Annotated in this window: 15 protein-coding genes and 1 pseudogene; 9 read left to right on the forward strand and 7 right to left on the reverse strand. The window is 72.7% G+C overall.

Annotated features, from left to right (window positions below):
* The first annotated feature begins 236 nt into the window (after nt 1–236).
* Nucleotides 237–1,523, forward strand: a complete 1,287-nt coding sequence (locus tag IG86_RS40160; RefSeq protein WP_157854897.1) for a hypothetical protein — start codon at nt 237–239, stop codon at nt 1,521–1,523.
* A gap of 559 nt (nt 1,524–2,082) precedes the next feature.
* Here IG86_RS40160 and IG86_RS0126760 read toward each other — a convergent pair.
* Nucleotides 2,083–2,505 carry a hypothetical protein gene (locus IG86_RS0126760; RefSeq protein ID WP_157854898.1) on the reverse strand — a complete coding sequence of 141 codons (423 nt, stop codon included), beginning with the start codon at nt 2,503–2,505 and terminating at the stop codon, nt 2,083–2,085.
* Between the two features lie 385 nt (nt 2,506–2,890).
* On the reverse strand, nt 2,891–3,559 hold the full coding sequence (locus tag IG86_RS0126765; RefSeq protein WP_199814467.1) for an SUKH-3 domain-containing protein: 669 nt from the start codon (nt 3,557–3,559) through the stop codon (nt 2,891–2,893).
* 160 nt (nt 3,560–3,719) lie between these two features.
* On the opposite strand from IG86_RS0126765, the gene IG86_RS43995 reads away from it, so the two are divergent.
* Nucleotides 3,720–3,935 carry an SRPBCC family protein gene (locus IG86_RS43995; protein WP_208864277.1) on the forward strand — a complete coding sequence of 72 codons (216 nt, stop codon included), beginning with the start codon at nt 3,720–3,722 and terminating at the stop codon, nt 3,933–3,935.
* Nucleotides 3,936–4,089: 154 nt separating this feature from the next.
* Here IG86_RS43995 and IG86_RS0126775 read toward each other — a convergent pair whose 3' ends face one another.
* Both IG86_RS0126775 and IG86_RS0126780 read right to left on the reverse strand, forming a co-directional pair.
* Complete coding sequence (locus IG86_RS0126775; protein WP_234316115.1) at nt 4,090–4,521, reverse strand: ATP-binding protein; 432 nt, start codon at nt 4,519–4,521, stop codon at nt 4,090–4,092.
* 67 nt (nt 4,522–4,588) lie between these two features.
* Complete coding sequence (locus tag IG86_RS0126780; protein ID WP_030829122.1) at nt 4,589–4,933, reverse strand: STAS domain-containing protein; 345 nt, start codon at nt 4,931–4,933, stop codon at nt 4,589–4,591.
* A gap of 318 nt (nt 4,934–5,251) precedes the next feature.
* Between IG86_RS0126780 and IG86_RS0126785 the strand changes: the two genes are divergently transcribed.
* From IG86_RS0126785 to IG86_RS0126805, 5 genes are all read left to right on the forward strand, one after another.
* Nucleotides 5,252–6,838 carry a PP2C family protein-serine/threonine phosphatase gene (locus IG86_RS0126785; RefSeq protein ID WP_234316116.1) on the forward strand — a complete coding sequence of 529 codons (1,587 nt, stop codon included), beginning with the start codon at nt 5,252–5,254 and terminating at the stop codon, nt 6,836–6,838.
* A gap of 128 nt (nt 6,839–6,966) precedes the next feature.
* Nucleotides 6,967–7,998 (forward strand): cobalamin B12-binding domain-containing protein, encoded by a 1,032-nt coding sequence (locus IG86_RS0126790; protein ID WP_030829128.1) that lies wholly within the window; start codon nt 6,967–6,969, stop codon nt 7,996–7,998.
* Nucleotides 7,995–8,456, forward strand: coding sequence for an STAS domain-containing protein (locus IG86_RS0126795; protein WP_045936783.1), 462 nt, complete (start codon nt 7,995–7,997; stop codon nt 8,454–8,456). Before IG86_RS0126790 ends, IG86_RS0126795 begins: the two co-directional genes overlap by 4 nt.
* Before the next feature lie 79 nt (nt 8,457–8,535).
* Complete coding sequence (locus tag IG86_RS0126800) at nt 8,536–9,459, forward strand: Vgb family protein (protein WP_030900270.1); 924 nt, start codon at nt 8,536–8,538, stop codon at nt 9,457–9,459.
* Between the two features lie 120 nt (nt 9,460–9,579).
* Nucleotides 9,580–11,526, forward strand: a complete 1,947-nt coding sequence (locus IG86_RS0126805; RefSeq protein ID WP_030829138.1) for a hypothetical protein — start codon at nt 9,580–9,582, stop codon at nt 11,524–11,526.
* Between the two features lie 49 nt (nt 11,527–11,575).
* Here IG86_RS0126805 and IG86_RS0126810 read toward each other — a convergent pair whose 3' ends face one another.
* A complete protein-coding gene (locus IG86_RS0126810; protein ID WP_030900273.1) occupies nt 11,576–12,625 on the reverse strand; it encodes a DUF2804 domain-containing protein in 1,050 nt (349 codons plus the stop codon).
* Nucleotides 12,626–12,764: 139 nt separating this feature from the next.
* The gene (locus tag IG86_RS0126815) at nt 12,765–14,336 is read right to left on the reverse strand and encodes a S8 family peptidase (RefSeq protein ID WP_030900275.1); all 1,572 of its coding nucleotides are present in this window, start codon (nt 14,334–14,336) and stop codon (nt 12,765–12,767) included.
* A 755-nt stretch (nt 14,337–15,091) separates the two neighbouring features.
* On the opposite strand from IG86_RS0126815, the gene IG86_RS0126820 reads away from it, so the two are divergent.
* Complete coding sequence (locus tag IG86_RS0126820; protein ID WP_045937395.1) at nt 15,092–16,624, forward strand: hypothetical protein; 1,533 nt, start codon at nt 15,092–15,094, stop codon at nt 16,622–16,624.
* 187 nt (nt 16,625–16,811) lie between these two features.
* Nucleotides 16,812–18,575 (forward strand): BCCT family transporter, encoded by a 1,764-nt coding sequence (locus tag IG86_RS0126825; RefSeq protein WP_385873118.1) that lies wholly within the window; start codon nt 16,812–16,814, stop codon nt 18,573–18,575.
* A gap of 42 nt (nt 18,576–18,617) precedes the next feature.
* Here IG86_RS0126825 and IG86_RS0126830 read toward each other — a convergent pair.
* Nucleotides 18,618–18,959, reverse strand: a pseudogene (locus IG86_RS0126830) (nuclear transport factor 2 family protein); the annotation flags it as partial.
* Nucleotides 18,960–19,020 lie beyond the last annotated feature (61 nt).

Genomic DNA, 19,020 nt, shown 5'->3' on the forward strand with positions numbered 1-19,020 from the left:
CAGGCGCCGCTCACGCGCGTCCTCCCCCACCCAGAGCCCGCGCCACGCGCGCACCGGCGGACGCGCTGGGCCATCGCGCGCCCCCAACACCCGTACGACACAACGGTTGTCGAGATCCCGCCCGCCGATTTCTTGATCACGCCGGGCAACCGATCGGGCCCCCCGGCGGTCGTACAGGAGTCGGGCGTGCTCGAACGTCTGACCCATATGACACGAGGGGGACCATCTTGATGCGGTTGAACCGCACGCACAGCACTGCAGCGCGGCGGATCGGAGCGGCTCTGGCCGCCGGTACGGTGGTGTTGGGCGCCGCGACCATTGCCCAGGCGGCGCCGGCGCCGACCCCGGCGACGCCGGCCGCAGAGGCCGGGGAGCAGGGCCCGAACCGGCCTGCCGCCAACCCGGACCCGTTCGGCGGTCTCGTCGCCTCCGAGGAGCTCCTCGACACCACGGTCGAGAACGGCCAGAAGCAGAGCCTCCGTCTGGGCTTCAAAGTCACCGGCGACCAGCCCGTCCAGGGGGCGGAGCTGGGCGTCCACCTGCCGCCCGGCCTGGAACTGAATCCTCAGGAACGGCCGTCGAACTGCGAACACTTCAAGGTCGACCCCGTGCGGGAGTACCGTGACGAGTACCTGTTCTGCAGCTTCACCGGCACCTTCGAGCCGGGCAAGTACTACCGGCTCGACACGGGGCTGAACATCACCGCGACCCCGGAGCTGTGGCGGGACCTCTTCTACGTCTCCTGGACCCCGGGCGGCAAGCCGATCTACAAGCCCCAGCAGGGCGGGGTCAAGGGAACGGCCGCCGCCATCAAGGTCACACCGTCCGAGCCGTTCAAGGAGTGGCGTTTCTGGGGCCGCGAGGTGGCGGTCGAAAACCCCGCGAACCAGGTCGACTTCACCGTCGACGGGGCGACCGGCAGCGGCCCGGCCGGCGGCCAGGTGCTGCTCAACCCGGGCTGGCAGATCAAGGGCACCGGGTCGGTCGCCACCACGGCCCTCGACGACAACGTGGTGGAGACCGAGTTCGTGCTGCCGCCCGGCATCAGCTTCGCCGGCGGTCACACGGGCCCGGAGGGGCGCCGGGTGTTCGGCGGGACCGGCGGCTCGGTCAAGGGAATCTTCAAGATCGAGTCGTGGGTCAAGCCGGGCACGTACCAAGGCGAGTACCGGTACAAGACCGACCGCGGTCCCGGCCGGCTCAAGATCGCCGACATCGACCGTGACCTCGGCAACAACACGGCCAGGCTCACCATCACCGTGACCTCCGCCGGCGGGCCGCAGCCCGACCCGTCGACGTCCGCCTCGGCCTCCCCGAGCCCGTCCGGCTCGACCGCGCCCTCGGCCTCGGCGTCCGCGAGCACCACCCCGGGCACCGGCAACGCCCCCGGCCCGAACGGCGGTAGCGGCGGCAACCTCGCCGACACCGGATCCGCCGCGCTGGCAGCGGGCGGACTCTCCGCCGCGGCCCTGACGCTCGGCGGAGCCCTGTACGCCATGGCCCGGCGGCGCCGTTCGGCGTAACGGCACGCGCCGTGCTCGGCGCCGACACCGGCGAGTCCCGTGCGGGGGCGGCTCAACGCCCCCGCACGGGACGACCCGACGCCGCCCACCGGTCCGGGCCACGGTGACGTCCACCGGCCCGCCGGGGAGGACCTCCGTTCGGGGAAGACCTCCCCAGATCCGCACGGACGGAATTCGCGATCGTTCGGGCCCGGCGCCTCACTCAGCCCAGGCCGCGGTTGCCTCCGTCTCCCTCATCGGACGTGATCAGCCGTCCAGGGTCGAAGGGCTCGTCGATCGCGTGCACGCCCAGCGCGACGCGGGAGCCGGTCAGATGTCCGTGCAGTCCTGCCAGTGCTTGGCAGTGCTCTGCGGGCTGTCTTCGGTCGGCATGCGGCGAGCCCACGGCTGGCACGGAAGCTGTCGTCGTGCGAAGGCGGCCATCGCCGGCCAGGACCATCCTCGCGGATGCGGGGAGCAGCCCCCGCGTCGACGGGGAGCGCAAACGCTCCAGCCGGCGCACTGCTCCGACAGGGCTTCGGACGGCTCTTCGGACGGCTCTCCTCCAAAGCCCAGCGAGCTATTGCGAGGCGTCGGCGGCCGTGCGATGAATAACGTGCTTGTCGAGGACGACGGTGTTGTTGTTCAGGACGGCGCCGTGGAGGTCCGAGAGGTTGCCGTCGAGGTGGATGGCCCTCCCCTCCGTGCGGTACGTGCCCGTATTGACGCCGATCTTGAACGCGGGGCAGTTGTCCAGGTTGCAGATCACGTTGTTGATCTGCTCGAAGCGGCCGTCCGCGGTGAAGGTCAGCTTCTGAATGTAGAAGGTGATTCCCGGGCGGTTCTTGTCGACGGACTCGGTCCACTGCCCCGTCAACCGCGCCTGGTCTGCGGCCGGGGCGCCGGCCCCCGCCACTTGGGCGGCAGCAGAGCCACTGGTGGCCGTCACGGCGGCCAGGAGCAGCAGTGCGGAGCCTAACGCTGACTGGATCGTCGTCTTCATCTGCGCGCTCATTCCTTGTTCGTCGGTCCGTGGTGCATAGAGGACGCAGCAGGACGGCCTGTGTGACGGGAGGGCAACACCCCCTCGCTGCGCCTGCCGCTGGACAGCCTCCGTGGTGCGTTCTCCAGGCGTTGTCGGGCCCGACCGTATCTGTTCAAATGCCGCCCGCCTTCCACCTCGACAGGCACCGCGTCTCGTTTCGGTTGCTCCCCGGCCGCGATGAACACTCCACGCCAACCGCAGGGGACAGAGGGAGCGGCTCCCCTCCGCGATCGGGCATGGGGCACACCGGCGGACACTGATTGGCCGAGAGTCACAAGGAGTACGGAACACCCCGTGTCGGAAGGGGTACACCTCGCCCACCGGTCAATCAGGTGATACGACCTCAGGGATGGGCTGATCTCGGCATACGCACGGGCATCACGCCCAGGACGAGGTTCTCCATGGCGTCGGGCATACGACCGAACCTGGCCAGCCAGTTGGCGACGACGTACAACTCGCCGTGCTCGTCGAGGCCGAGGAAGGCATGGCCGTGGTCGAGTTCCCCCAGCGGAAAGAGGTGTTGCCCGATCTCCTCACCCCACTCGCCGAAGCGGTCATCTTCACCCATCGCGAGCAAGGGGTCGAGGTCGAATGGTTCTCTCGCTCTGGTGATCCCGGAGCCGCCGCTGGCAACGGTCAGCCCGCCGAACTCGCGCAGGAAATCCTCGGCGGCGGAATGAATACGGAAGCCGTCCGCTTCCAGGCGCTCTCGCCACACAGTCGTGTCAACATTCCGCCCCGGATACCAGCCCGCATCACGCAGCACCGTCTCCACCGCGGCCGACCAGGCGTGCGACCCCGTCGTTCGCGCTGCCTGCTGGTCGCGAACCAGGCGGGCTGCGAAGGCGACTGCCTCGGCGGGATCGGCCGTCTCGAAGGCGACACGGTCTCCCTGATCCGAGCGGGCCACTACCGAATAGGAATCCGGACGGGCGAACATCGCCGGGAGTGGTTCCCGGCCCCAGTCCTCCCAGCTGCCCGATGTCGAAACACTCAGCTGCTGCGTCGACATCCACGGACACATCGAACTCAGCAACGGCTCACGCGCAGCCGCCTGCAGCAACAACCCCAGGGAAGGGGAAGACCGGCCCTCCTCGTCGGGTTGGGGAGGACATTCATCCAGGAGCTCCGCCCACGCCTGTGCATGACTGCGCTTCGCACCTTCAGATCCCATGCCCCGACCATGCTGCACCCTCGTCGGCGTCGTCAACGACGAAATGGTGCCGGTCCGGGCCGCGCAAGATGCAAGGTACCGGTTCAGCGGCTTGCCGATGCGGTTGGTGGGGCTCCTGATGCCCGGCGCCTTCCGCAGGCAGTCGCGACAGCACATGCAGGACTTCAAGGCGTTCGCCGAGCAGGGGAAGGACGTCCGCGAAGTACAGGGCTGATCCGCGTGCGGACAGCGGACAGCGGACACCGGCGTCGGCGACGTCGCGACCGAGGACATCCGCACCGCGCACGCAACGGCCCGGCTCTGGTGTACGGGTTCGCCGCCGCCGGATGCCTCGCCCCGCCGCCGCCCCCGCCCCCGCCCCGGGCGGGTCAGGTCAGGCGGAGCGCCGTCGTGATGGTCTTGCCGTCGGGGCGGGTGCTGCAGTCGACGTGCTCCGCCAGGCGCTGGATGAGCGGCCAGCCGTAGCCGCCGGGGTGGTCGACCGTGCCCGTGCGGGCCGCGGGGAGGCGCGGGTTGGCATCGGCGATGGACAGCCGCAGGACGTCGTCCGCGATGTCGGCCTGGAAGGCGATGACGCCGTCGCCGTGCCGGATCGCGTTGGTGACCAGCTCCGAGGTGACGAGCAGTGCGTCCGCGGCGGTGACGCTGTCGAGGCTGACACCCGCCAGGAGCAGCAGTTCGCGAACGCGCTCGCGGGCCGCGGCCGCCGAGCTGGGCGGCGCGGCGTGCCGGTCGTCGACGGCGTCCTCGCGGTGCCGCTGCGAGCCCAGGGGGGCCTCGGACGACGGGGGTGGGTTCATGCTCATCGCCTGCCCATGGCCGCACGGGTCGTACCGTGACGACCCGTTCGGGGACGGGGGGTGGTGGTCAGCATGTCATCGCGGTCCCCAGGTTGTCCGCCATACGGAACGCCGCCGCCGCGCCCGTGACTTCGAACAGTCGCCGGACGGCGGTGTGCAGCGGGCCGGCGAGGACGAGCACCGACCCGGCGTCCGCGTGGGCCCGCTGCGCGTCGAGCAGCGCGTGCAGCACGGAAGAATCCACGAAGGGAGTGCCCGAAAGGTCCACCACGGTCCGTGGCAGACCGCCCGCCGCGGCCCGCGCGAGGGCGCCGGCCAGGAACGGCGCGTTGTCCTCGTCGACCTCACCGCGCAGGCTGATGACGGTCGCATCGCGTTCTGTGGTCGTGGTGACGACCGCTCCCTCTCCCATCACCGGGACATCTTCCTACATCGTGTGCGGACCCGACGACCGGGTACCCGTAAGGGCAAGTGGTCCGGTGCTCTGTCACCCCCAGGGATGAGCCCTCGATACCGCGTCCCCCCGTGGTGCGGTTGCAAGGTGTACGGCCCATGGAGGATGGTTGCCGGAGGACAACTGTTTGGTCCGAGGCTTTCCGGCGTGATGAATGCGATGTAGATGAAGAGGTGAGGGGTTCGCTCAGCGGGCCTTCAACGTTTGGTTCCTTCCACCGAGACGACGTCGAACTCGCACACCACGGGCCTGTCGTGGAATCAGGCCCCCTACCCGGTGCTGGTGGCTGACGCCGGTGCGGTCGTGGTCCACGCCAACGAGGCGGCAGGGCTGGTGTTCCCGGACGCCCGCCCCGGCTCGGCGATGGCGGACGCGGTCCCCGGATGGCTGGTGTCGGCGCACGCGCGCTGCACCGCCCACCTGCCCGCGCAGCGCCCGCCCGCCGGGGCCGGCACCGTCCAGGGGCCCGTCGGCGACCGCTCGTACGAGGCGCATCCGACACCCCGCGACGACGGCACGGTCGTGTGGTGGCTCGTCGACGACACCGACCACCGGCTGGCCCGGGAGGCCCTGTGGACGGAACGCGAACGCACCGAGTTCCTGGTCCGCTCCTCCAACCTCCTGCTCTCGTCCCTGAACCTCGACCGGTGCATGGACGTCACGGCTCAGATGGCAGCCGATCACCTCGCCGACGCGGCCCTGGTGATCGCCCCCGCACACGGGCCCGAGCTCCCGATCGTGTCCTGCGTCCGCGGCGGCAGCCCGTCCGTCTCCCGCGCCGTCGTCGACCCGGAGGCCGTGCCCGGGCTGGCCGAGGCGCTCCAGGGCTTCCCGCCCGTCCCCTCCCGGTGGCTCGACCCGTCCGCCGCACCGGCCTGGCTGGTGCCGGACGGCCTCGACGCCCTGGGGTCGATCGTCATCACACCCCTGCCCGGGCACGGTGTGCCCGCGGGCGCCCTGGTACTGCTGCGCGCCGACGGCGCGAGCGCGTTCACGGAGGGCGAGGAGGTGTTCGCGCGGCTGTTCGCCGCCCGCGCCGGCGCCGCCATGTCGGCCGCCCGTCTCTACGCGGAGCAGGCGTCGATCACCGACATCCTGATGCGCGAACTCCTCCCTCCCCTGCTGCACCAGGTCTCCGGGGTGGAGTACGCAGGCGGCTACCGGCCGTCGAAGGACCACGAGCGGGTCGGCGGCGACTTCTACGACGTGCACCCCGCCGCCGACGAGGGCGAGCCCTCCCTCGTCGTCCTCGGAGACGTGTGCGGCAAGGGACTGCAGGCCGCGGTGATGACCGGCAAGATCCGCAACACGCTGCACGCCCTCCTGCCGATGGCCGACGACCACCACAGGATGCTCAGCCTCCTCAACACCTCTCTGCTGAACTCCGAGAACGCCCGCTTCGCCACCATGGTGCTGGCCTCCGCGGCCCGGGACGGCAACGCGGTGCAGCTGCGCCTGACGAGCGCCGGACACCCCGCCCCGCTGATCCTGCGCTCCGACGGCCGGGTGGAGGAGGCCCGTACGAAGGGGACGCTGGTGGGTGCGCTGCCCGAGATCACCACGGAGACGGCCCGCGTGACGCTGGCCCCCGGGGACACCTGCGTGCTCTACACCGACGGGATCAGCGAGGCGCGGGGAGGACCCATGGGCGGTGCGATGTTCGGGGAGGAGCGGCTGCGCCGCGCCTTGTCGGAGTGCGCGGCGATGCCCGCCGAGGCGGTGGTGGAGCACGTGCAGATGCTCACCTCCCAGTGGGTGGGCACAGGCCGCCACGACGACATGGCCGTCGTCGTGATCTCGGCCCCGCGCACCAACCACCTCAGCGCCGTGGACGGCCACACCCGCGGGCGGTTCACCGCGTGAGCCCCTACGACACCACGGCAACGGCAACGGCAACGGCAACGTCACCGTCACCGTCACCGGCCCCCGTCACTGCCCCCGCCCCTGCCACGACGCGCTCTCCGGCCCCGGAGGAGGAACTCCGCGCGCGGGTGTGGGAGTCGGTGATGGCGTTCGACGAGGCCGCCACCGTCGGTACGGTGCTGCGCGCACTGGACGACGGCATGGCGGCGGAGGACCTCCTGCTCGACGTCATCGCCTCCGTACAGGGTCGGGTCGGCCGGGAGTGGGCGGCGAACAGCATCACCGTCGCCCAGGAGCACGCCGCGACCGCCATCAACGACCGGGCCGTCGCCGCCGTCGCCCTGCACCCCTCGGTGCACGTGGCACCGACACGCGGCCGGGTCACGGTGGCCTGCGTGGACGGCGAGTGGCACGCCCTGCCCGCCCGGCTCCTGGCCGAGGTACTGCGGATCAGGGGCTGGCGCGTCGACTACCTCGGGGCCCAGGTGACCGCCCCGCACCTCGTCGCGCACCTGCACCGCACCGGCCCGGACGCCGTCGCCCTCTCCGGCTCGCTCGCGACCCGGCTGCCCGCCGCGCACGCCACCATCACCGCCTGCCAGGCCGTCGGAACCCCCGTGATCGTGGGCGGGGCGGCCTTCGGCCCCGGGGGCCGCTACGCCCGCCTGCTCGGCGCGGACTCCTGGGCCCCCGACGCGCGGGCCGCCGCCGACGAGCTGGCCCGCGGCCCACTGCCGCGGCCCCGGCCAGGCCACCAGGCCATCGACGACCTGCCCCACCTGAACGACCAGGAGTACACCCTGGTCGCCCGCAGCCGCCCGCGCCTCGTCCGGGCCGTGTTCGCGCAGCTGGAGAAGGCATATCCGGCGATGCGCGCCTACACCGAGATGCAGCGCGAGCGGACCGCCGAAGACCTCTCCCACATCGTCGAGTTCCTCGCCGCCGCCCTCTACACCGGTGACGAGGACCTCTTCTGCGGCTTCCTGCTGTGGACCGCCGGCGTCCTGGAAGCCCGCGGCGTACCGGCCGCCTCGCTGCTGCCCGCCCTGGAACTCCTGCAGCGGGAACTGCAGGACTTCCCCCGCGCCACCGCCACCCTCCGGGCCGGAGCCGCCCGCCTGACCGTCACCCCTCTCACCGCTGCCGGGACCGCTGTATGACGAGCCTGCCCTCCACCCCGCTCGGCCTGACGTACTCCTCCTCGCACGAGGCCGTGCGCGTCGAGCTGAGCGGCGACCTCGACCACCGCCACGCCGACCTCCTCGTCGAGGCCGTGGACCGGCTGCTCGCCGAGCACCCCGGGCTACGGGACCTGCGGCTGGACTGCACCGGGCTGTCCGCGGTCGACTCCAGCGGCCTGTCGGCGCTGCTGATGGTCCGACGGCGCACCGACAGGGCGGGCGCGGGGCTGCACCTCGACGGCCGGACCGTCCAGCTCAACCGCATCCTGGAGATCACCTGCACCCTGGAGTACCTCACGGCACCCATTGCGGGCGCGCAGGCCCTCCGCCGCACCGGCGGCACCGCGTGCAGCGGTCGGACGGAGGAGACCCTCCCGGTGGCCCCCTCCGCCGGCCCCGAGCCCCGCGCCCGGCACGACCGGCGCGACACCACCTGAAGGGTGTCCGCACCTTCCGGCCCGCCCGGCGGCCGGCCGGACCACCATGCGGACGCGACCGAGCCCGAAAGGCCCCCACTTGACGCCCCGCGCCCCCGCGCACCTCCTCAGCAGCCATGCCGTCACCGCCGGCGCGGGCCCGTACGCCCTGGCCGCCGGCCCCGACGGCGCCGTCTGGTGCACCCTCGTGCACGCCGGGCGCATCGCCCGCCTCGCTCCGGACGGCCGGATCGACGAGTTCCCGCTGGACTCGTCCGACTGCGGCCCCAGCCTCATCACCGCAGGGCCCGACGGCGCCCTGTGGTTCACCCGGAACCGGGACCACCGCATCGGCCGCATCACCACCGACGGCCGTGCCCGTTCCCACGCATTGCCCGGCGCCGCGCCCGGACCGTACGGGGTGGCCGCCGGCCCGGACGGCGCACTCTGGTACACCACGCTGCACACGCACTCCATCGGCCGGCTCACCCCGGACGGGGAGGTCACCGAGTACCCGCTGCCCGGCACGGGTTCCTTCCCGTCCTTCCTCGTCGCCGCCCCCGACGGCGCGCTGTGGTGCACCCTCAACCAGGCCCACGCCCTGGCGCGGATCACCGTGACCGGCGACGTCCGGCTGTTCCCGCTGCCCACGGACGGCGCCGCACCGGTCGGGCTGGCGGCAGGGCCCGACGGATCCCTGTGGTTCGCCGAGATCGGGGCGGGCCGGATCGGCCGGCTGGACCCGTCCGGCCCCGGCGCGGCCGTCACCGAGTACCCGCTGCCCGACGCGCAGTGCCGGCCGCACGCCGTGGCGGTCGCACCGGACGGTGCCTGCTGGTTCACCGCATGGGCCACCGGCCGGATCGGCCGCGTCACCACGGACGGCCAAGTCACCGAAGCCACCCTCACCGACCCCGGCTGCGAACCGCACGGCCTCGCCTTCGGAGCCGACGGCACGCTGTACGTCGCCCAGGAGAGCGGCGACATCACCCGCTGGGACGTCACCGGCCCGACGGAGGCGTGAACCGGCCCCGGCGGCCGCACTGCACCGGAGGCATGAACCGGCCCGGGCCGCCGCGCGGCACAGGCGGTGTCCGGAAGCGTGGTGTGTGACCATCGCAGGATTCACTCGTTTGACGCGGGCGTGAGCACCTCTCAGAGATTCGGCTCGGCCGACGTGGAGCACGCCGAGGCGGTCCTCGTCGAGCAGTACCCCCGACTGGTCCGGCTCGCCTACCTGACGCTCCCGGACTCGCTGGGCCGGCACACCCGCGTCCTGCTGGCCCACAAGGCCGTGCAGCGGGCGCTGCCCCGCCCCGGCACACCGACGGGAACCGCCCCGGCCGAGGCCGGTACGGACGAACCCGACCCGCCCGACCCGCACCTCACGCTGGTCCGCACCCGCGTCCTGCGGGCCACCCTCGCCCCCACGCGACCCGCGGCCGGCACCTGGGCTCGCATCGGCAGGCCGCCCGTCCCGCCCTTCGTGTGGGGGCTGCGACTGTGGCCCCCCGCGGGCGGGATCGACGAGGCCGCCCAGACGCTGAGCGGTGCCCCGGCACCGGTCCGGGCCGCGTTCGTCCTCCACCACCTGGACGACCTGACGCAAGACCAGGCCGTGCGCCTCCTCGGCCGCGCCGGAGCCGCCGATCCCGCCGGAGCCGTACGCGACGCCCTCGCCCTGCCCGTCGGGGAAGGACTCCTCCAGGCCCTGCGCCGTCCGGAGTTCGACGCCAGCGTGGTCAGCGCCCGCCCCACCGACCTGCTACGCCGCCGCCGCAGGGCCCGGGCCTGCTGGGCCGCTCTCGCCACCCTGGCACTGGCCCTCACCGCCCTCTCCGTCCACGGCTCGCCCACCGGTCCGGACGTACGGCCTGCCGCCGGACCCGCGGCCTCCGGTGTGCTGGACCCCGCCCGGCTCCAGCGCGTCCCCGCCGAGGCCTGGGCCGACACCGCCCGCGTCGACTTCACCGCCTGGCCCGCCCGCGGCGGCCGGACCGGCGACCGCGACCTGCTGGCCCGCGCCCTGCGCACATGGGCCGCGCCGGGCACGACCCCGGTCACCACCATGCCCGGCACCACGGCCGAACCCCCCGCACGGGCGCCCCAACTGCTGTACGCGGGCGATCTGGACGGCCGCGCGGTGGTGCTCCTGCGCGACGGGGACCGTGTCGTGCGCTACGGCGAAACCACCACCGGGTCCGGCGGCCGCACGCTCGACGTCACCCGCACCGACGACGCGGGCGTCACCACGGCGGCGGCCCTCACCCTGTCCCGTGCCCCCGGCGGGGCGTCTGCCCGCTACCTCCTCGCCCCCTGGATCGCCACGGCCGCCACCCGCGACCTGCTCCGCGCGGGCGACACGGCGCACACGCTCACCGTCGCCGCCGACGGCGTCACCGCCCCCGCCGCGGTTCCGCCCGCCGGCGGAGCCTGTGCGTCCTGGCCCGTCCTCGAACTCACCTCCTCGACCCGCATCGTCGAGAAGCACTCCTTCGTCCTCACCGACCTCGGCGCGCTGTCCCCGGTGCACCTGACCTACACGCCGCTGCCGGACGGCCCCGCCGCCCCCGCCCGCCAGCCGCGCGAGGCCACCGGCCCCGAGGCCCGCGCGGCCTGGGCGCCCCTGGCCTGCCGGCTCGGCGAACTGCGCGCAGGCGCGTACCGCGCCGTCAACGTCTGGGACTTCGCAGCCGCCCGGCTGCCCGACGGCGCCGGCCGTGCGGTGTGGTCATGCACCCGGGCCTCCGGCTGGGCCGGGCCCGGCGACGTCACGGTCCGGCTGCGCCTCGAAACGGGAACACCGCAGGACGTGGCACGGGCCCGTTCCACCGCCGCCTGCGGCCGGTTCGGCCAGCACCTCCTCGCGGGCTTCCGCTGGCGCTCCCCGGCGGGCCGCTGGTACCTGCTGGCCGCCGGAAGCCGGCAGGTCACCGGGATCACGGCGACCGGTGCGGTGCGGGCCGGCGCCGCCGACAGGACGCTCGCCGCGCCCTGGCCCGGCCCGGACGGTCCGGTGTCCCTGACCGGAACCCTCGCCGGCGGCGGCACCGTCACCGCCCTCGACGGAGCGGGAGGCGGCCGCGACTGAACGGCGGCGCGGAGCCGGTCACCACCGCGACCCGCGCGGACCGCTACCGCTACCACCTCATGCGGACGTTCTCGGCCCACCCCAGCAGGCCGTCGACCGCGATCGGCCGGCCCCCGTCAGCGCGGACGGTGCCCGCGTAATGGCCGAAACACTGGTCGGTGCGGTTGCCGATCAGCCCTGCGTCCGTCCGCACGCGCCGTACGTGGAACGGCGTGAACCGCAGGTCCACCTGCCCGGCCCCGCCGTCGTGGACGCTCCACGGCGCCAGGGGGTCGTCGGGCTCGAAGTCCCAGACGAGCTCCCGGCCGATCTTGGTGAGCGTGCCGTCGACGCACAGCGCGTTCTCGGTCGAGCCCGTGCCGCGGGTCCACTCGCCGCCGAGCTGGAGCCCGACGGTGTGCCCGTCCGTACGGCCGGAGGCAGCCCCCCAGTTCCAGCGCACGCGCCGGGGCCAGCGCCCGCGCCCGTGGTCCAGCACGGCCCAGGCCCCGTCCCCGAACGGCAGGACGTCGTCCCCGACGGTGACGGTGCCCGTCGCGGGGCGCGCCGTGTGCTTGGAGGTGTACTGGAAGCGCCGCTCGCTCCACGGCACGACCACCGAAAGGGTCTCGTGCCCGTCCGGCAGTGCGGCGAACAGGTCGACCACCACGGGCACCCGGCCGGGCCCCAGGCAGCGCGCCCGCAGCCGGGTACCGCCCGGCCCTTCGCCGATCTCGACGCGGACCTGGCCGCGGACGGGCCGCTCGGGCCCCACGACGACGGGCCGCGTCCCCGCGGAGCCGGCGACGGTGTCGGGCAGTCGCACGCCGCGACCGCCGGGCAGGATCGCGGTCCGCTCGAACTCGCGCCGCCGGGCGGGCCCGAACTCCAGCACGTAGACGGAGTTCAGGGCCAGGTAGTCCAGGTCGCTGACGGTGAGGGCGACCAGGTGCGTCGGCGTCGTGACGCACCAGTACTCCCACCGCTTGGTACGGCCCCAGCCCGGTATCGACGAGCGGTGCAGGGGCCGGCGCGACCAGCCGATCGCCGCGGGATCGACCCTGCCGTCGGGGAGGCACAGTCCGACCGGACCGGTGATCTCACGTTCGTACGTGGCCATGCGCGGACCCTATGCGGCCGCGAGCGCGGTGGTCGAGGGGGCGTGGTCGAGGGGGCGTGGACGTGCGGCGGGGGGGACCGCCCCGTGGTCGCCCCCGCCTGTTCATCGCGGCTCAGGAGTCATGCGCTGCTCCGTGCGCTCAGAACTGCAGCGCCCAGGAGTCGATCTTTCCGGTGTCGAGGTTCGCGTTGTCGTTCACGCGGAGCTTCCACACCCCGTTGGCGACCTCGGAGGAGGCGTTGACGGTGACGGTCTTGATGATGTTGTCCGCGCTGCCGCCCGAGCGGTTGTGCAGGTTGTACAGGGTGCCGTCGGGCGCGACCAGGTCGACCTTGAGGTCGCCGATGTAGGTGTGCTTGATGTCGACCGCGACGGTCAGAGCCGCCGGGGCGTTGCCGCTGACCCCGCTGACGGTGACGGGCGAATCGACGGTCGCGTTGTCGCTGATCGCGTAGTCCGCGGTGTTCTCGAAGCGCTTGCCCGGCGGGACGGTGCCGCCCTCACCGACGTTGAGCAGCAGGTTCGGGGAGCCCGTGCCGGGGCCGGTCACCACGTTCGGCGTGGCGGCCGCGACCAGGGCGTCACGGACCTGCGCCGGGGTGCTGGAGGTGTTCTGCGACAGGTACAGAGCCGCCGCTCCGACCACGTGCGGCGTGGCCATGGACGTGCCGGAGATGGTGTTGGTGGCGGTGTCGCCCGTGCCCCACGAGGAGGTGATGGAGGAGCCGGGGGCGAAGATGTCCAGGACGTTGCCGTAGTTGGAGTAGCTCGCCTTGGCGTCGGTGTTGGTGGTGGCGCCGACGGTGATGGCCTCTGCGACGCGCGCCGGGGACTTGGTGGACGCGTTCGTCGACTCGTTGCCCGCCGCGACACCGTAGGTGATGCCGGAGGCTATGGAGTTGCGCACGGCCGTGTCGAGCGCGGAGTCGGCGCCGCCGCCGAGGGACATGTTGGCGACGGCCGGCTTGACGGCGTTGCGGGTCACCCAGTCGATGCCCGCGACGACCTGCGCGGTCGTGCCGGAGCCGTTGTTGTCGAGGACGCGGACGCCGACGATCTTGGCCTTCTTGGCCACGCCGTACGCGCCGCCCGCGACGGTGCCGGCGACGTGCGTGCCGTGTCCGTGGCCGTCCTGAGCGGTGTTGTCGTTGTCGATGGCGTCGTAGCCGTAGGAGGCACGGCCGCCGAAGTCCTGGTGGGTGATGCGGACACCGGTGTCGATGATGTAGGCGGTGACGCCCTCGCCGGCCTTGTCCGGGTAGGTGTAGCTCTGGTTGAGCGGGAGTGCCCGCTGGTCGATCCGGTCCAGGCCCCAGGACGGCGGGTTCGGCTGGGTCGCGTCCACGGTGAAGACGCGGTCCTGCACGACCGACTGCACGGCCGGGTCGGCGGCGAGCTTCTCGGCCTGGGCCTCGGAGACCTTGACGGAGTAGCCGTTGAGGGCCGCGCTGTAGGTCCGGTCGATCTTCGCGCCGTAGCGCTTCGCCACGGCCTTGCCGCTGTCGGCGGTGGAGCGGGCCGCGGAGTCCTTCAGGGTCACGATGTAGCTGCCGGAGATGCTTCCGGCGGCGCCTGCGTTCTCGATGACGCCCTGTGCGCCGCTGTCGGCGGCCGAGGCGGGCAGTGCGGCGGCCGCGCCGAGCGCGAGGGCCGCGACCGCGGTCGCGCTGATGCCGGCGAACCTCCGGCGGGTGTGACGCATCACGGACATGTGGGGGGTCCTCCTCATGGGTGGTGCACTTCGGGGATGAAGCGGGGGCGACGGCCGACGGGGCGTCGCATGTCGCCATGCACATGACACATCGTCAACTCGCTTCCGCCTTCGAAAGGTTGACCCACCCCCGGCCCGCCCACAAGGGGCCCACGAACGCGTAACATCCTTGCCATGCTCCGGCCATGATTGGGCAAAGACGCGCCGCACATGACGCGGGCACGGCCAATGAGGCCGGCCCGGGGTCCGCCAGCGCGCCGAAGGCGTGCCCGTACCGCCGATGCCGCCGGGGCCGCGGTGGCCCGAGGAGGCTCGATTTCACGCCGGAGGCGCGTGCGGCGCCGAAACGGGGCCGACGTGGCAGCCCTCCCGTGGCGGGACGGCTCCCGGCCGCCGCTGCCTGGGCCCTTCCCGGAGCCCCCGGCGCGGTGACGTACTCCGCCGGCTCCGCCGACGGGGCGGATTCACGCCACGCCGCGCTTCCCGGTGCGGGCTCCGGCCGTGCGCGGTCCGGGCCGGGGCGACGCTCCTCGGAGCCGCCCGGCGGACGACGCCGGGGCCCGGCCCGGAGGGCGGGGGAGTGCTGCGCAGGCACCGGGGAGCGCCTGCCGGCGTACGGAGCACCCGAGTTGTGAAATTTTCGTGAGCGGGCCCGCACCGGCCTCGCGCGAGAGCGCTGACACGGTCCGGCCGGGAGTGCAGAATCGAGCGAGCGGCACCGGGCGGGGGCCCGGACCGGGGCGGGGGGAGCACCGATGGCACGGGCATGGGGTTGGGTACTGACCGCACTGGCGACGGCATTCGTGCTGTGGTACGCCTCCTACTACACGACGATCATGGTCTGGGAACTGCGCAAGCTCTTCGCCTGGTTCTCGCTGCCCCTGCTGACCGTGGCGTGCTGCGTCGCGGCCGGGCTGGCCCTGCGGTGGCTCCGGCGACGCGCGGGCCGTGCCGGGGGCGGGGGCAACGCGGCCATCGTCCTGGGATGGTTCGGCGGCGCCTTCGCCCTGGTGCTCGCCATCGGCTGGCTGGTGTACGGGGCCTACCTCCAAGACCGCGCCTACATGGCCTCCGCGGAAATCGTGAGCGACCCCGTGCCCACGCTGTCCGCCCGCTCCCCGTACGTGGTCGGCAAGGCGCAGGCCGCCCCGCACCTGGGCGATGTCACCGGCGAGATATCCGACATCACCTACCTGCCCGACTCCGACCGTTTCGGCGCCCTGGTCGAGCGGCGCGGCTGGCTCGCCGGGTACGAAGTGGGCCTCGTGCAGGAGGTCCCGCTGGGCGGCACCGGCCGCAGCCAGGAACGCTGTCCGTTCGACGTGGAGAAGGCGGACGCCCGGATCAGCGGCTGGTTCACCCACAACCTCGGCCGGAAGATCTCGGCCGTGAAGCGGTGGGTCCGCTTCGAGGCCGACGACGCCTACGTCACCTGCTCGAACGGCACCCCGGTCGTCGTCGTCCCCCTCAAGCGCCAGACCGGCCTCCTCGTCGTGACCGAACGCCCCGCCGGCGTGGCCCTCTACGACGGCAGCACCGGAAAGCTGACGGTCACCACCGACACGTCCGCCGTCCCCGGCCCCTCCTACCCCCTGAGCCTCGCCGCGCGCCAGCGGGAGGGCACGGCCGCCGTGGGCGGCTTCGGTGACTGGTGGTTCGAGCGCAGCGGCTGGGACGCCTCCGAGGACGGCGCCAACGAGGGCAACGAGTCCGAGTTCACCCTGCGGTACGGCGGCGCCGCGAGCGGTGGCAGCGCCTACGTCACCCCGCTCACCCCGCAGGGGGACGCCAGCTCGGTGGTGGCCGTCTCGACCGTGCCCACGCGCCACCAGGGCGGTGCTCTCGCTCCGATGACCGTATACCGCCTCGATCCCGCCTGGTCCTCGCCGAAGGCGCTCGTGGCGCTCATCAAGGCCGAGTACCGGGACGTCTGCTGCTACAACGACGACGAGGTGTTCGAGATCGTCCCCACCGGGGGCAGTACGTGGACGGCCACCGTCGGCAGCGAACAGAACATCCGCTACCGCGTCGAGGGAAGGGGCCCGGTCGACGGCCGCGAAGCCACCTGCCTCAAGGCCGCCGACGGCGCCCTCATCCGGTGCGCGTACGCGGCGCCCGGCTCTCCCGAGGAGCAGGAACTCAAACGCCGGGAGCAGCAGAAGCAACAGGACGGCGCGGCGAAAGGCGGCGGCGATCCGGGCGACCTCAAAGGCCTGACCGACGAGCAACTGGCCGATCTCCAGCGCCGCTTGGGTGACGAGTTCGTCCGCCGGCTGAAGAGCGGCTGACGGAGCGCGGGCGCAGGGCACCCCTGCGGGCCCGCACGGCCCTCGCGCCGCTCCTCCTGGTCACCCGTTCGGCCCATCACCTCCCGGGGGGCACCCCCTCGAAGCCTGTTGATACCGGGACGGACGTGCACATCGTGGTACGGCATACGAGAAGCCTCGGGCCGTGATCGCGAAAGGTGTGCAGTCTGTGTCTCAGGAGCAACGCAAACGGGGGACCAGGCTGCGGCTGCCCGTGAAGGCGGCCCTGCCCGGCCGCCACCCCCACGAGGACGAGGCACCCGTCACCGACCGGGTGGTCTTCGGCGTGACGGCCGTACTGACCCTGGGCTTCGTCGTCTGGGGTGTCACGGCCACCGGCTCGCTGGAGAGCGTGTCCGACACCCTGCTGAACGGCCTGATGCACAACGCCGGCTGGGCGTTCGTCCTCGCCGCCTCCGGGTTCGTCGTCTTCGCGCTCTGGCTCGCCATCAGCCGGTACGGACGGATCGAGCTGGGACAGGAGCACGAGAAGCCGGAGTTCAGCACCGTCTCCTGGGTCGCCATGATGTTCAGCGCCGGCATGGGCATCGGCCTGATGTTCTACGGCGTCAGCGAACCCCTCGCGCACTACACCGACCCGCCACCCGGCACCGACCCCGCCGATTCCGCGGACGCCATGCAGACGGCGCTCGCCACCACGCTCTTCCACTGGACGCTGCATCCGTGGGCCATCTACGCCGTCGTCGGCCTGGCCATCGCGTACAGCACCTTCCGCCGCCGCCGACGGCAGACGATCAGTGCCGTGTTCGTCCCGCTCCTGGGGCAGAAGCGCGCCGAAGGCGCCCCGGGCCGGGTGATCGACATCCTGGCGATCTTCGCCACGCTGTTCGGCTCCGCCACGTCCCTGGGGCTCGGCGCGCTCCAGATCGGCAGCGGCATGCACGAGGTGGGCTGGCTGAACAAGGCCGGTACGGGGCTGCTCGTCGCCGTCATCTGCGTGCTCACCGTCTGCTTCGTCTTCTCGGCCGTCTCCGGCGTGGAGAAGGGCATCCAGTGGCTCTCCAACATCAACATGGTGCTGGCCGTCATCCTCGCGGCCTTCGTGTTCGTCGTCGGCCCCACCATCTTGGTCCTCGACCTGATCCCCACCTCCCTCGCCGCGTACTTCGAGGAGCTGCCGCAGCTGATCGGCCGCACCGAGGCGTCCACCGGCGGCGGTGACGTCGCCGACTGGCTGAGCAGCTGGACGGTCTTCTACTGGGCCTGGTGGATCTCCTGGACGCCGTTCGTCGGCATGTTCATCGCCCGCATCAGCCGGGGCCGTACGATCCGTCAGTTCGTGGGCGGCGTCATCCTGGTGCCGAGCACCGTGAGCCTGGTCTGGTTCGCCATCTTCGGCGGGACCGCCATGCGGCTGAAGGAGCAGGGCGAGCTCGGCGGCGCGACCACACCCGAGGCGCAGCTTTTCGGGGTCCTCCAGGAGTTCCCGATCGCGGGCGTGATGAGCCTCCTCGTGATGGTCCTGGTCGGCATCTTCTTCGTTTCCGGCGCCGACGCGGCGTCGATCGTGATGGGCACCCTCTCCCAGAAGGGCACCTTCGAACCTGCCCGGTTCGTCGTCGTCTTCTGGGGCGTGGTGACCGGCGGCGTCGCGGCCGTCATGCTGCTGGTCGGTGAGGGCAAGGGCGACGCCCTCGCGGGCCTGCAGCACCTGACGATCCTCGTGGCGGCGCCGTTCGTGCTGGTGATGATCGGCATGTGCTGGGCCCTCCTGCGGGACCTCCGCCGGGACCCGCTGATCGTCCGCAGCGAACTCGCCGAGGAGGCCGTGGAGGAAGCAGTGATCGCGGGCCACGAGAAGTACGCGGGCGGCTTCGAGATCCGCATCGGCCCGGCGCAGGACCCGGCACCGGGGCAAACGAAGGACGACCGCGACGGCGAGGACCCCGGCGCTGCGCCCCCGCCCTCCTGACGGCCCCGCCCACCGCACGAGGAGGCCCCGGCCGAGTCCGTCTCAGGAGTGCCGGTGATACGCCTTGTTGGCGATGCGCCAGCCGTCGCCCGCACGGACCAGCAGGAAGACGTCGGTGAACGTCTCCGTGCCGTGCGACAGCGTCATCGTCGCCGTGGCGACGGTGCCGCGGACGTCGATCGCGTCGATGCGGCGGCTGCGGGACGGTTCGTCCGGGGCCGGCCGGCCCGGGAAGAGGGCGCAGTATTCGTCGAGGGGCCAGGAGGCGAAACCCCCGTCACGGATGCCCTCGATGTGCGCGGTGGGCAGGAACGCGTCGCGGAAGTGAACCGGGTCGCCGGTCGCGTGCCCGCGCATGTAGGCACGGAGCGGTTCGAGCGCGGCTGCTACGGCATCGGCTTTCGCGGTGTGTCGTGCGGTCATGCCCGCCAGCGTGGTGCACGGC

The sequence above is a fragment of the Streptomyces virginiae genome, from assembly GCF_000720455.1.
Classification (GTDB): domain Bacteria; phylum Actinomycetota; class Actinomycetes; order Streptomycetales; family Streptomycetaceae; genus Streptomyces; species Streptomyces virginiae.